Raw genomic sequence first — 14252 nt, 5'->3', positions numbered from 1 at the left:
CGTGCGTACCCGATTGTTGCAGTGGTTCCATCCGCAGCACCCGGTGTTCCTACTGGCCATCCTGCTGGTCCCGATGATGGCCGTGCGCGCCTATCTGGTGCTCCGTTTCGGCAGCAGCAGTCCGTTCTGGGACCAATGGGATGCCGAGCTCGACAACCTGTTGTTGCCTTATCTGCGGGGCGAGCTCCACTTCAGCCAGTTGTTCGCGGCACACAATGAACACCGCATTCTTTTCACACGGCTTGTTTCACTCGGCTTGTTTGCAGCCAATGGGAACCAGTTCGATGCCAAGGTGGAAATGCTGTTCAACATCGTCCCGTACGCGGCCGCGTTGGGCACTATGGCTTGGGTCGGCATGCGTACGCTGGTGCCCGCTGCCCGTCCGTTCCTCATCCTGGGCATTTTTGCGTTGGCCTCTGCGCCTTTCGGCTGGGAAAATCTGATCGCTGGGTTCCAGAACCAGTTCTTCATCCTGGCACTTCTGTCATTGATCACCATCTGGCTGGCATCGGCTGAGGTACTGGATCGCAGGCGCCTGCTGGCCATTCTGATCTGCTCGGTACTCGCCCTGTTCACCATGGCCAGCGGTATCTTTGCCGCTGCGGCAGCGGCGGGTCTGCTCGTTTATCGCCTGCTCGCCGCTGATGTTGACCGCCGTAGGGGCGGTCTTGCCCTGTTTCTGATGCTGGCGGTCACCGTCGTGGGTCTTGTGACCCTTCCCGCACCACCACATGGCGACACCTTCCATGCTCGTTCCATCGGCCAGTTCCTGGAGGCCCTGCGCAATACCCTTGCCTGGCCGTTGCGACCGCGCTGGATCAGCGTAGCGGTGCTTTGGCTGCCGACGGTCGCTCTTACCCTCGCAATGCTGCGCCGCACGCTGACCCGACAGAGCATTTCGCGGGGAGAGCGTTTCGCTTTCGCAGTCGCAGGTTGGGTGCTGGTGCAGGCCGTAGCCATGGCCTACTCGCGGGGCACAGAGGTGCACAACGTGGTGACCTCGCGCTACACCGACCTGCTGGCCATCGGTGTGATCAACAACCTGTGGCTGGTACTGCACGCTTGCTTCGGCAATGGATCGCGGCTCCCTTCATGGGGTCGCACCACAGTACCTGCGGTATTCATCGGCTGGATCGCGCTTTCCTCGTTCCCGACCTTCGTCGCCGCCAAGGGCAGCATGCAGGAGCGCTCGATTGCTGGCGCCATGCAGGAAAAGATACTGGCGACCTACCTGCGCGATGGTGATCTCGACGCGCTGCGCGACACCCCCGGTCGCTTCCCCTATCCAGACGCCGAACGCATCGATCACGTCCTGAGCCGCTCAGACGCAGCTTCCATCATGCCCATCGAGATTCGCCGGCCATTGGCGTTCCCGACGGACCACTGCAGCGGACTGGAGCACCCCGGCGCCTTCGCGGGGTTGCCCAACCGTCCACAGGCCATCGGTACTTATCTTGTCGATGGCGGCGACGCCAACATCATCGACTGCAGCAGTGCGCCGGTGCTGGTGAAGGGCGGCAGGATGCTGTACTTCCAGGGTGGCTACGGGCCACCAGGGGTGGCCGCCACCCTGGTCGGCAAGCAACACACCATAGAATTGGTGACCCAAGGCGTAGCCGGCGATCGTTGGAGGCCGCGTCTGCTGGATCTGCCTGCGGATGAGTACCAATTGCATATCGTGGACAACGATCCCCACGGCTGGGTCGCGGTAACACCGCCGATCGAAGCGGGCCGTCTTACCCAGTTTCGCGTCGTAGCAGAAGAACGTTGCGGCCCCGGCCTGTACATCGCCCTGGTGCTGACCCTCATGATGCTGATCGCCGCCGTATCCGGCGCAGCCAATCGCCACCGAGAGACGCAGGCATGAGTCGCCAGTTCCTCCTGTTTGTTATTTGTGGTGGCACTGCGGCGGCGGTCAATGTCGGTAGCCGCGTCCTGTTCAGCCTTGCTTTCCCTTTCGAGGTGGCGGTCTGCCTTGCCTATGGGCTGGGCATGCTGACGGCTTTCATCCTCAATCGAGTCCTGGTGTTCAAGGGTTCGAACCGGCCTATCGCACAGCAGGTCGCCTGGTTCGTCGGCATCAACGCAATCAGCCTGCTGCAGACCTTGGGCATCAGCATCGTTCTCAAGCGCTGGGCCCTGCCTGCACTGTCGTGGCCATTGGATATCCCACTGAGCGCCCATCTGGTCGGCGTAGCCGTCCCGATCGTAACGGCTTATCTCGGTCACAAACACTTCACATTCGCACGCCGCGGGGTCGATTGAACCTGAACGATAACGCTGCACCCCCCTCCGGCGCGAAGTAAACTAGGGGGTCGTCCCCTTTGTCACCGATGAATGGAAGCCTACCCCAGTTCCCCGCTGCATCTACTGCGCAGCCTGCGCCATAATCGCGGCTTGGTCGTAGCCTTGGCCGCCCGAGAAATTGCAGCCCGCTACCGGGGGTCCCTGCTGGGACTGGCTTGGGCGCTGGTGCAGCCAATTTTCATGCTGGCCATCTACACCTTCGTGTTCAGCGAGGTCTTCAAGGCGCGTTGGCCCGGTGGCAGCGGCTCGCGCACCGAGTTCGCCCTGGTCCTGTTCAGTGGCCTGCTGGTGTTCAACCTGTTCTCGGAAGTATTCAACCGCGCTCCCACCCTCATCGTGGGCAACGCGAACTACGTGAAAAAGGTCGTCTTCCCGCTCGAAGTGCTGCCATGGGTGAGCGTGCTCACGGCCATGTTCAGCCTGGCCGTGAACCTGGTGGTGTGGCTGCTGTTCTATCTGGTCTCGACGGGCCTGCCGCCGGTGACCGCCCTGCTCGCCCCGGTGGTCATGCTGCCGATGGTCCTGTTCATGACCGGCGTCGCCTGGCTGCTGTCGGCACTGGGCGTGTTCCTGCGCGACACCGCACAGATCACGGCGATCATCACCACCGCGGTGATGTTCCTGACCCCCATCTTCTATCCGATCGACGCGATCCCGGCCTCGCTGCGGCCGTTCCTCAACATCAATCCACTGGCGCCGATCGTCGCTCAGATGCGAGATGTCCTGATCTGGGGCAAGGGCCTGGACCCGGTGCTGTACCCCGTCTGCCTACTGGTTTCAGCATTGGTTTTCATCGCCGGCTTCGCCTTCTTCCAACGCACGCGCAGGGGGTTTGCCGATGTGCTCTGACATCGCGATCCAGGTGCGTGACCTGGGAAAGTGCTTCAACATCTACGAAAAACCCGCTCACCGCTTGATGCAGATGCTCTGGCGTGGCCATCGGCAGTACTACCGCGAGTTCTGGGCACTCCGCGAAGTGGGCTTCACGATCCGTCGCGGCGAGACGGTCGGCATCATTGGCCGCAACGGCGCCGGCAAGTCCACGTTGCTACAGATGATCTGCGGCACCCTCACCCCGACCGAGGGCGAGATCACCGTCAATGGCCGGGTCGCGGCGCTGCTGGAACTCGGGGCCGGCTTCAATCCGGAGTTTTCCGGCCGCGAGAACGTCTACCTGGCCGCTTCGCTGTATGGCGTCGATCGCGAGACGGTGTCCAAGCGCTTCGACGCCATCGCGGCGTTTGCCGATATTGGCGCCTTCATCGAACAGCCAGTAAAAACCTACTCCAGCGGCATGTACGTCCGGCTGGCGTTCGCGGTAATCGCGCACGTGGACGCCGACATCCTCATCATCGATGAGGCGTTGAGCGTGGGTGATGCCTACTTCCAGCAGAAGTGCATGCGTTTCCTGGCCGGCTTCCAGCGCCAGGGCGGCACCCTGCTGTTCGTCAGCCATGACATGGGTGCGGTCAACGCGCTGTGCGCGTCCGCCGTGCTGCTTCGCCGTCAGGCAGGGCACTATCTCTGCGATGTAGGCAGCGCCCGTGAAATCTCCGCTATCTACCTCCGGGACCTTTACGCTGACCGCATGGAGGCTCCTGAAGCCGTGGGCCCGCAATCAGCGCGACCGGGCAACTATCAAGCAGCCAACGTGCAGGCCACCCGCTTCCATGCTGGCAGCTTCCGCACCGAGGCCGATGGATTCGGAGCAGGCGGCGCGGTGATCGAGCACGCTGTGTTCACCGATGTGGATGGAAATGCGCTGACCGAGTTCACCTCCAACGATGACGTTCACCTCTCCATCACTGCACGCGCAGGCAAGACGCTTGCCTATCCGGCAATCGGCTTCATGCTGAAGGATCGCAAAGGGCAGTTCGTCGTTGCGGAGAGCTCGGACAGCTACCTGCGGGAGGAGGCCATCTCAGTCGAGGCCGGCAGCACATTCACGGTCGCCTTCCAGATGCGCCTGCCGCGGCTCGTCCGTGGCGAGTACAGCCTGGATGTAGCCTTAGCCGAAGGCCCCGGCGATGATCACGTCCAGCATCATTGGCTGCACGACGTAATCGTGCTGACGGCCCTCAATTCCCAGCTTGTTCACGGCATTTCCGGTGCGCAGCCGCTGGATGTCTCGTTCCGAACGTCGCACAGCACATGACCACGATCAACGGGCGCCATGGCGTCTTCGAAACCCTTCCGGGCGACTCTGTCGTCGCTGATTCGCTCCGCTGGTATGGCGAATGGGCTGAAACAGAGCTGGACCTTCTGCGTCGTTTTGTCCCGACGGGCGGCGTGGTGGCCGATGTGGGCTCCTTTATCGGCACCCACGCCGTCGCACTGGCGCGCGCAACTGGCACGTTGGGGCAGGTGCTGGCGTTCGAACCCCGCCGCAATACGTTCGCGGTGCTTGGCCGCAACATCCATCGCAATGTCCTGGATGCTGTCATCAAGGCCCGGAATGTGGGGGTATCCGACCAGCCGGGCACGATTCACCTCCTTGATCCGGAGGAAGGCAGTCAGAACCTGGGCAGCTTGGCTCTGGTAGATCAGGGTGGCGGCTACGAGGTTGAACTGATAACCCTCGACATGCTTGAACTGCCGCGACTGGACCTGATCAAGATCGACGTCGAAGGCATGGAGGCAAATGTCATCCGCGGCGCGCGACAAACACTCGAGCGCTGCCGGCCAGTGGTGTTCGCCGAATGCAACTCGGTCAGCGGCGCTGCGTCAACGCTGGCTGCATCGGAAAACTTGGGCTATCGCGCATTCGGATCGATCTATCCCGCGTACAACCCTGACAATATCAACGGCTGCCCGGATAACTTCTTTGGTAGCAACGCCGAATGCGCGCTGTTCCTGGTGCCAAAGGAGCGCGTGGATGACCTGCCCCTGCAGGACATGCGCGTGATCAACACTCTGGAGGACGTGGTGGCTCTGCTGCTCGAAAAGCCGCAGTACCTGCCAGAGATGCTCCCGGATGCCCCGGAGGTGGAAGCCGTGCACCGGCAGGCACCGCACGCCGTCGACGCAGAGGCGCAGGTTCACCCGCCACTGCACGTGGTGGTCCCCTTCTATCGCAACGAACAGCTCGTCGCACCGCTGATGCGTGGACTGCGCAGCGTCTCCGGAGAGCTGATCGCCGCACGCGCATCAGTCTGGTTCTACAACGACAGCCCTGGCCACGAGGGCCTGGCGCTTGCCCTGGATGAAGCACTGCAGGCCGGCCTGGAGGGCGTACCGCTCGAGGGCATCGCCAACGAGGACAACCTTGGCTTCATCGGTACCTGCAACCGCGCGTTTGCCCGCGCGATCGAAGAGGGGGCCGACGTACTTCTGCTCAATTCCGATACCGAAGTGATGCCCGGTGCAATCGCCGAAATGCTGGCCGTCGCCGGGTTAGATCCCATGTTCGGTTTCGTCTGCCCTCGCAGCAACAATGCCACCCTGGCCAGCCTGCCCCACTCGTTCGAGCACAAGGATGTCACCGCCGACGAAGCCTTCGCCCGCTTTGCGCCGCTGGCACGAAGGCTGCCACGCTGCACCCTGGCACCGACTGCCATCGGCTTCGCGCTCTGGATCCGTGGCACGTTGCTCTCCGAGTTCGGCGTATTCGACACAGCGTATGGCAAGGGCTACAACGAAGAGAACGACCTGATCATGCGCGCCAATCGCGCAGGCTATCGGGCGGTGCTGGCCAACCATGCCTTCGTATGGCACCAAGGCGAGCAGTCCTTCGCCACCACCCAGCAGCAGCGAAGCGAGCGTGACGCACACAACGGAGCGTTGCTGCGCGCGCGTTATCCGGAATACCCGAAGCTGGTCGAACGCTACTATCATTCACCCGAGTACCGTGCCGAGACGCTGCTTGAGGCGCTCGAACCAACGGATTCGCCGCGAACGATCGCGTTCGATTTTTCCTCGTTCGGCGCCTTCCACAACGGCACGTTCGAGTCGGGGGTGAAGCTCGTCGCTGCGGCACTACGCTCCTGGCCCGACGAAGTGCGCATCGGCGTGATCATGACTCTGGAGGCATGGGACTTCCACGGCATGCCGCGTCTAACTGGCCTGACCCGGCTTGAGCCCGGACAGAGCAATGGGCAGGCGGCAGCCGTCGTGCGCATCGGCCAGCCCTACCAGGTGGACGTACTCACCCGGCTGTTCAGCACGGCTCCAGTAGTGGGCATTTTCATGCTCGACACCATCTCCAGCGACTGCGGATATCTTGCGCTGGACATGGATGAAGACATCTGGCGCTTCGCGCTGGAGAACATGAGCGTGCTGTTCACCAACTCTGCGTTCACGCTGGATCGCATCCGCCAGCGCTACTCGATCGCCCCCCACGTGATGCAGAGCGTGTCGCGCCATTCACTGGATCCGGCTGATTATGCCGAGCACGAGCCGGGTGCGGCAGCTGGCAACCATATCCTGGTGATCGGTAACCACTACGCACACAAGTTCGTGAAGGAAACGGCAGACGCATTGGCCGATGCCCTACCGGGCCGCAGGATCATCGCCATCGGTTACCCGCAGGATGTGGAGCGATCAAAGGACATCGAAGCATTCCAAGCCGGCCATATCGATGACCAGACGTTCCGTGCGTTCTATCGCGATGCCGAGCTGGTGGTGTTCCCGAGCCACTATGAGGGCTTCGGTTTCCCGGTCCTGCACGCACTGGCGCACCACCGCCCGGTGTTCGTGCGCGATACCGGGCTGAACCGGGAGCTGGCCGGGCAGATAGCCACGTCAGCCAACATCCACCGCTATGAAACCACCCGCGAACTGGTCACACGCCTCAGCGCCGGCATCCCGGCCTGGAGCAACCAACGACGGCCAGGCGAAGCGGATGGATGGCGGCGTTCAGCTCTCGAGGTCTACGCCACTCTCAACGAGGCAATGCGTCGCGTCGATGCGAAGCAGGTCGCCACAGCCCTGCGCCGACTGGATGGACTGGCCGCGACATTGCCTCCTCCGTCGCTACGTACCACCGGCCAGCGTACCGGCGTCCGCTTGGGTCGCATGATTGACAGGCTGTTGCGTGTTCCGGGAATGTCCAAGCTGGCGCGCGGACTTGCTCGGGTGTATCGCGGCACACGTGGCTGATGATGGATCGTGCCAGCACCCATGCTGGCACGATTACTGGCAGATGAAAGCATCGCCGCCGACAGGCGGAGGCGGATGTGGTAGCTTTCGCTAGCCTGTCCCACAGCTACCACCCCTTCCATGTCCCGGATAGACCTGATCCATGGCCCTTGCTGAAAAGCTGCTACCTAATCCGGACAAGAACATTCCCTTCCTCGACGCGGTGCGCGGAATCGCCGTGCTCTTCGTTCTGGTGCGTCATGCATGGGGCCTTTCATGGTCGCCATCGGCAAGCATCGCAGGCGTCGAGCTGTCACGCATCATCGTAATGATGTCCTCGGGTGTGGACCTGTTCTTCGTCCTCAGCGGCGTCCTGCTCTCCACCCGCTTCCTTCGCGCTGATGCAAATGGCAAGCCGGCGCCCGAATACCTACCCTACATCAAAGCACGCATCCTTCGGATCGGCCCGCCCTACTGGCTGGTGCTGTTCCTCGTGGTCCTGTTCTACACCCCGGTGTTCATTCCACAGGAGAAGGTCTGGAGCACGGCCGGCGCAGCCATATTCATCAGCCACCTGGCATTCGGCCAATCGCTGTTCCTGTTCTCCTTCGGCGCTTACAGCGTAGGGACGCCCTTCTGGACGCTGACCATTGAGATGCTCTTCTATCTCGTGCTGCCACTGGTGGTCCGTGCCTTCTACCGCGGCCGATGGTGGCAGGGCATTCTTGCTGCCTTCCTGCTCAGCAGCGTGTGGCTATACCTGTGCCGCTACCACCTCGATGGCTTGGTTGATTTCCTCCAGCGGCATACCTTTGGCCTCGGTTGGTCGAGCGAGGGCGTCCGCTTCTTCCTCAGCCACCAGATCCTGGGCTATCTACCTCACTTCGCGATCGGCATCGGCATCAGTGCGCTGCTGCTGAAGCCACGCACGCATCCCTTGCTGACCGAAACCGCCGGCCTGCTTTATGCACTGCTTGGGGCTGCGCTGCTGCTTGCGCTCATGTTCAAGCTTGGTGGCCTGTCTCTGGCCTACGGATTCCAGGATCCCACGGCCTACTTCCGAGCAGACGATCGGGCTGCACGGCTGTTCTACTACTTTGAATCAATGCCATTTGCCGTCGCGTACGGCCTCATCATCCTGGGCCTTTCGCTTGGCAGCAGCATGCTCAAGCGCAGCTTCGCCAGTATTCCAGGACTGGCATTGTTCGGCGTGCTGGGGTACTCGATCTACCTGATTCACATGCCGCTGCTGTACACCATGAACAACCACTACTGGATCGCTGCGGAAACGCATCCCTGGTGGCATTTGGCGAAGTTCCTGACCGCGGGAACCGGCGTGATCCTGCTGCTTTCGCTGATCCTGTTCCTGACCGTCGAAAAGCCTTCGATGATATGGTCCGCACGCGCCAGCCAACGCGTGCGGACGCCCCCACGGCCCAGTGCCACAGGGCATTGAGCCGCAAAGACCGCGATCCGGCGATGTCAAATCGTCGCCGGATAGTTTCCAAAGCCGGGGCGAGCCACCGAAGCGAATTCGGCCGACAGGGACTCCGCCACGCTCCCGCGGTCGAACAGGTTCAATACAGAGGGCTCCGCGCCAAACACGGAGCGGATCTGCGCCCCCAAGCCTCCGGATGTCAGCTTCATGGGCAGACGGAAGCCGCGGAACGATGCCACTACCTCGCCCTGCACTGCGTCGGGTGAGAACTGAACAATGACCTGGCTCTCGTCACTGCGATCGCGCGCCACCCAGCCTACATCAATGCCGTAGCCGAACTGCCGGCCCGCGCTGATCACCAACTTGCGAATCGCATCCTCGTGCGCCCTGGAAAGGACACCGGACTGTACGAACGCGTCCACCTGCTGGCGGAACAACGGATAGCGCAGATCGATGATCGCCTCATTCCCGGGTACCGTGGTCGCATTGAGCGACACGATGCCCGCGTCCAGATTGGAACCACGTCCGTGGTGGAACACGTAGGTCCCCGGCGCCAGTGCAATGCGGTACCCAGCCGCCAGGCTTCGCAGGCTCCAGTCCGTTTCTTCGCAGTAACCACGACCAAAACAAGGATCCATGATCCCGACCTCGCGCACGACATCGGTTGAGATCAGGATGCAGAAGGAAATACCTGCCGGAATATCCATCGCTGCGTTGCCGAAATGACCCGCCAGACCCGCATGCACCCAATCCACCACACCCTGGTCATGCAGGAAGCGGTTGGGATCTTCATTCGGCAACGAATAGATCGAAACGTTGTTGGACCAGGCAGTGACCGAACCGACGCCTGGCTGCCGGGAAACCTCCAGCATCTGCCCCATCAAGTCGCGCGGATACAGCACGTCCGAATTGCTGATCACCACGTAGTCATAGCCACGCTTGACCGCAGTCAGCATGCCAAGGCTCACGTTGCGCGGAATGCCCAGGTTGCGCGGCGTCCGGTAGTACATAACGTCGCGCTCACGACAGAACTCAGCCAGTTCCTCGCTCCAGCCCGGCTCAGGGCTGGCATCGTCCAGCACCAGTACGTCGATCTGTGCGTGCGTCTGGTCCATGCGAATCGCACTTTCGATGGCTGCGGGCACAAAGGCCCGTCCGTTGTAGACGGTGATGCAATGGAGAATGCGTGGCCGCGCCATCAGAGGAACCGCCGCAGCTTGCCACTGAAGATCGCCGCAATCTGCACCGCGCGCGACGACCGCACGCGCTCGAACCGCTCCTGCAGTTCAGCATGCTCGGCAACGAGAGCTGGCGGAACCACCGGTGCAACCCGATGTGTGGCCTGCTCCACCTTGATGCGCTCCAGTTCGGAACGTGCGCTGATCAGTTCACGGCTCATCGACGTCAAGCGCGAGGTCAGGTCCATTACACGGGCGTTGGCGACTTCGAAGTCGATCAGCGCCTGCTCCAGGGAAATTCCATCTAGGTCAGTGGTATTCATGCGTTCAATCTTCCATTAATGGCGCGGTGCGCCAGCCAGGATCTGGCGGTAGGCGTGGACCAGGTCAGTGGCGGTTGCGTCCCAGGTCAGCGGGGCACCACTTGCAAGGATGTGACGGATGTTGCGTGCGCCCTGCTGCGGATCTTCCAGCAACTGCTGGCAGTAGTCGGCCATGTGCTCCGGGTCCCAGTCGCGCGGCAGTTCCGGTGAGTCAATCAGCTCACGCAACGGCCCGAAGTTCACATGGGCCGTGGGCGTGCCCATGGCTGCGGCCTCAAAGGGCACCAGGCCGAATCCCTCGGCGGATGTTGGATACAGCACGATGGCCGCATGGCGCAGCAGCCAGTTACGCGTGGCACTGCTGACGTCCGGCAGTACCAGCAGCGCATCTTCGTCCGACGTCCGCCTTGCCAGAGCCTCTTCCTGTCGGGACGATCCCTTGGCAACGACGGCACCTGCCAATACCAGCCCGATGGCATGCCCACGCTTGCGCAGGGTGTTCCAGGTACGGATGGCCAGGTCACGATTCTTGTGCGAGTAGCTGGCGCCAAGCACGAGCAGGAAGGGCATCGCGGCCATGCCACGAGCCACCAGCTCCGCCGGAATCTGTTCCACATCGGTATCCGCCAGGTGATCGCCGCCATTCTTCGCAATGTGGATACGCTGGAGGTCGATCGGCAGCCGCTCTTCAACGAGGGAATCGCGGGTGTCGGCAGAAATGGCGATGATCGCATCAGCGTTGCGCGAAGCAGTCTCGATGTTGCCTCGGTACTGCAGCCAACGCTCGCCGCTGTCGTGGTAACTGCCGATGCGATAGGCAATCAGGTCCTGCAGGGTCACCACCGTGCGCTTGGCGAGTTGGCGCCAACGATCCCACGGGATCAGGCTGTCGGGCTGGAAGGGGCGATGCAGTATGTCCACTTCGTCAGCACCCTCGAAGCGAAGGTTCGCCGCATTGCAGAGGTTGACCTTCGGCTGCAGCATCAGGTCGGCGGCATATACTGGGAGATGACCGTGCGGCACGGCCAGGATCACCCGACTGACATCTTCGCGGCGCAGCAAAGCGCGCACCAGCGCCAACGTTTGCACCTGGGTTCCCATCTCCATCGGCCCCAGACAGGAGCCATCGATCAGAATGCGCAGCCCCTGCACCTTCGACCTGGCAACGTCCAGGGCGATTGCCAACGGCGATTTCGCCGATGCACGAAGCTCGTCATGCAAGGCTGGGAAACTGGCATCCGCAGCATGCAACGACGCGCGCGACGCCGGATCTTCGGTCGCTTCCACGGGAGCACCCGTACCCGTCCACTGCGCGGTCACATAGCTGCCAGCGTCAAGCACATGGCGGAAGCCGCGGCGCGCACTGCGCAGACCGAACTCAGCCAGTGACAGCGAAACCAGATTGTCGCGCTGGTCGTCCAATCCCCCCAACGCACGCAGAACAGACGCGTTGACCAGCACGACCGGCCCCACCGGAACCTGCAGCGACACCGGCCCACTGTCCGGCAAGGTCTGCCGGAGGCGCTCGCACACTGCCGCTTCATCCATACCACCGATTCCATAGGGCGTGGGCGAGTTACGGTAGGGGAAGCTCAGCGTTCCAGCAGCATTGGACAGGAACGATACCGATGCGATACGCGGATCGTCGCGCATCCAGGCAAGCGCCCGCTGCAGCAATGCGGGCGGCACCGCCACCGGAGAGCCGGCCACGAGCACCGCTTCGAGGCCAGGATGCTGTTCGAGCACAACGGCCATGCCCGCCGACAACGTCCACGTCGGCATGAGCTGTGCCTTGGCACCCTTGAAGCAGCGCTCTGCGTTTACGTTGTCCCAGGCAGCAATGAAGCAGCCGTTGCTGTCATGCAAGTTCTCCAGCGAACGTACCGAATCCAGCCAGTCCCTCGGTGAGCCCGTGATCGCCGCCAGGGTGACGACAGCGCAGGGCTCGTCCATGGACGCAGACTGGCTCATGCGTACCCCCGCTCGATCAGCCACTGGCCAACGCGGCGCGCGCCTTCGTCGAAGGACACCTGGGCATGCACATCCAGAGAGGCTGCCAGCGGCGCCGCATCGGCAACCGCCCAGCGCACGTCGCCATCGCGGAACTTTCCGCAGACCACCGGGGCCGGAGCGTCGTGCATGGCTGCGATCGCCCGGGCGGCATCGGCAATGGTGGTGACCACGCCGCTGCCAACGTCAAGAGTACGTACACTCGACGGCGGACTGCGCAGGCCTGCGATCAAGGCAGCCACCACGTCGTCGATGTAGACGAAATCACGCCCGATCAATCCATCTTCATAGATATCCAGCGCCTGCCCCTTGCGCGCCAGACGGTGGAACAGCGTGATGATGCCGGTATAGGCATTGAAGGGTGACTGGCCCGGCCCATACACGTTCTGCAGGCGGAAGACCGACAGCGGCACCTGCATCGCACCACACCAGGCTGCAAGGATGTGCTCCTGCGCCAGCTTCGTGCCGCCATACACGCTGGTCGGGGCCGGGAACACAGCGTCTGCGCGATGCGGCAGGGGCTGCGCCGGACCGGTGGCCGAAGGGGAGACCGCGTCCCACTGTGCCCGTGCCAACACGGCATGCGAACGCGGCGGCGGATAGAACGTCGTGCCATCGGCATCCAGCCATGCGCCTTCGCCATACACCGCGCGACTGGAGGCCAGCAGCACATGGTCAGGCACCAGATTGCGGGCCGAGAACGCATCGATCATTGCCGTGGTTCCCACGACATTGACGTGCGCGTGACGCGACGCCTCGGTCAATGACTGCCCAGTGCCGGTTTCTGCCGCAAGGTGAACCACGATGGACGGATGCCAACGGTCCAACACCTGCTCCCACGTCTGCATTTCTGTCACATCGCCAATGTAAAGTTCGGCGCTGGGGTCAAGAGCATCCGGGCGACGGGATTCTGCGTGAATCTGCGGATGCAGGTTGTCCACCGCAACGATCGGCAATCCAAACTGCTTGAGGTGCGCGGAGAGTGCGCACCCGATGAAACCTGCGCCGCCTGTGACGATTACTGCTTTCTGCATTGTCATCAATTCCTTGTTCGTTCTAGTGGCCGTTGCCACGCAACATCTTTCAGTCGCGGGATAGCAACAGATCTACCTGGCCCGACGGGCCGGCAGTTGCGCAGTGGCGAAGAATCTCGCCGTTGTTCAATTCCTGCAGCGAGCCATCCCCTATCACCAGCAGGCGCAGGCCGAACGCGCGATAGGCATCCAGCGCCTGCAGGGGGTCGATGTGCTCGGCACGCAGCAGCGCCGGGCTGAATTCCACGACGATGCGTATGCCCGGCGATCGCGCGATCACGCCGGTCATGCCACGCAGCACCTGCAGCTCGTACCCCTGCACGTCGATCTTGACGACGTCGGCCTGCAACTCCGGATACAGGGCATCCAGGCTGATGCAGGGCACCAGCATGTCCACGGCATCGTCATCCACGCCACGGGTATCGCCCAGGTTGTTGGGCGAGCTGCGCAGCCCGATGACACCGCGTGCCTCACCCAGCGCACAGGCATGCACGCGGACGCGATCACCGTGCGGCCAGACGTTGAGCCGAAGCAGATCACTCATCCTCGGCTGCGGCTCGAACGCCAGGGTGCGCAAGGCGGGATACCGCTTCGACAGCAGGCAGGAGAAATAGCCCACATTTGCGCCGACATCGATGAACACGCCCTCGGCGCGGTTCCTTGCTGCGTCAAGCAGCACCTTGCCAACCTCGGCGTCCCAGTGCCCGCTGTTGCGGGCATGCTCGCGCATCACCTGATCTTCCACTGGAAACCAAAGGTCGCCAGCATCGGTGGCAACGCGCTCCACGCGCCAACCCTGGATACCTTTCGGCACGCGCGACACTATGCTGTCCCCGTCTCCACGGTCAAATGCGCTCATTGCTGCTCCAGGTTGCAGTTGCACCAT

At 62.4% G+C, this 14252-nt stretch carries 11 protein-coding genes; 6 read left to right on the top strand and 5 right to left on the bottom strand.

The window, feature by feature from the left end:
• The first annotated feature begins 1 nt into the window (after position 1).
• The 6 genes from EGM71_RS02655 to EGM71_RS02630 all read left to right on the top strand — a co-directional run bounded on the left by EGM71_RS02655 (position 2) and on the right by EGM71_RS02630 (position 8839).
• On the top strand, positions 2-1867 hold the full coding sequence (locus tag EGM71_RS02655; protein ID WP_188487636.1) for a hypothetical protein: 1866 nt from the start codon (positions 2-4) through the stop codon (positions 1865-1867).
• Complete coding sequence (locus tag EGM71_RS02650) at positions 1864-2265, top strand: GtrA family protein (RefSeq protein WP_101764910.1); 402 nt, start codon at positions 1864-1866, stop codon at positions 2263-2265. The genes EGM71_RS02655 and EGM71_RS02650 overlap by 4 nt, the downstream gene beginning before the upstream one ends.
• 72 nt (positions 2266-2337) lie before the next feature.
• Positions 2338-3156 (top strand): ABC transporter permease, encoded by an 819-nt coding sequence (locus EGM71_RS02645; protein ID WP_101764909.1) that lies wholly within the window; start codon positions 2338-2340, stop codon positions 3154-3156.
• Positions 3146-4462: an ABC transporter ATP-binding protein gene (locus EGM71_RS02640; RefSeq protein WP_101764908.1), complete on the top strand. Its 1317-nt coding sequence runs from the start codon at positions 3146-3148 to the stop codon at positions 4460-4462. The genes EGM71_RS02645 and EGM71_RS02640 overlap by 11 nt, the downstream gene beginning before the upstream one ends.
• Positions 4459-7404: an FkbM family methyltransferase gene (locus EGM71_RS02635; RefSeq protein WP_188487634.1), complete on the top strand. Its 2946-nt coding sequence runs from the start codon at positions 4459-4461 to the stop codon at positions 7402-7404. Before EGM71_RS02640 ends, EGM71_RS02635 begins: the two co-directional genes overlap by 4 nt.
• A 142-nt stretch (positions 7405-7546) precedes the next feature.
• Positions 7547-8839: an acyltransferase family protein gene (locus EGM71_RS02630; RefSeq protein ID WP_101764906.1), complete on the top strand. Its 1293-nt coding sequence runs from the start codon at positions 7547-7549 to the stop codon at positions 8837-8839.
• Positions 8840-8865: 26 nt separating this feature from the next.
• On the opposite strand, the gene EGM71_RS02625 is transcribed toward EGM71_RS02630, so the two are convergent.
• Genes EGM71_RS02625 through EGM71_RS02605 form a run of 5 tightly spaced genes read right to left on the bottom strand, consistent with a single transcriptional unit; the run spans position 8866 to position 14180 of the window.
• Positions 8866-10020 (bottom strand): glycosyltransferase family 2 protein, encoded by a 1155-nt coding sequence (locus EGM71_RS02625; protein WP_135966947.1) that lies wholly within the window; start codon positions 10018-10020, stop codon positions 8866-8868.
• Entirely contained in the window at positions 10020-10322 is a 303-nt protein-coding gene (locus EGM71_RS02620; protein ID WP_101764904.1) for a hypothetical protein, read from the bottom strand. Before EGM71_RS02620 ends, EGM71_RS02625 begins: the two co-directional genes overlap by 1 nt.
• A gap of 15 nt (positions 10323-10337) precedes the next feature.
• Positions 10338-12293 carry a glycosyltransferase gene (locus tag EGM71_RS02615; protein ID WP_223224527.1) on the bottom strand — a complete coding sequence of 652 codons (1956 nt, stop codon included), beginning with the start codon at positions 12291-12293 and terminating at the stop codon, positions 10338-10340.
• Entirely contained in the window at positions 12290-13372 is a 1083-nt protein-coding gene (locus EGM71_RS02610) for an SDR family oxidoreductase (protein ID WP_223224526.1), read from the bottom strand. The genes EGM71_RS02615 and EGM71_RS02610 overlap by 4 nt, the downstream gene beginning before the upstream one ends.
• A gap of 43 nt (positions 13373-13415) precedes the next feature.
• Entirely contained in the window at positions 13416-14180 is a 765-nt protein-coding gene (locus EGM71_RS02605) for an FkbM family methyltransferase (RefSeq protein ID WP_223224525.1), read from the bottom strand.
• Positions 14181-14252 lie beyond the last annotated feature (72 nt).

Origin of the sequence: Stenotrophomonas maltophilia (assembly GCF_006970445.1) — a bacterium.
Lineage (GTDB): Bacteria > Pseudomonadota > Gammaproteobacteria > Xanthomonadales > Xanthomonadaceae > Stenotrophomonas > Stenotrophomonas maltophilia_AU.
Note: the sequence above shows the minus strand (reverse complement) of the source record. Positions and strands in the feature narration are given on the sequence as shown.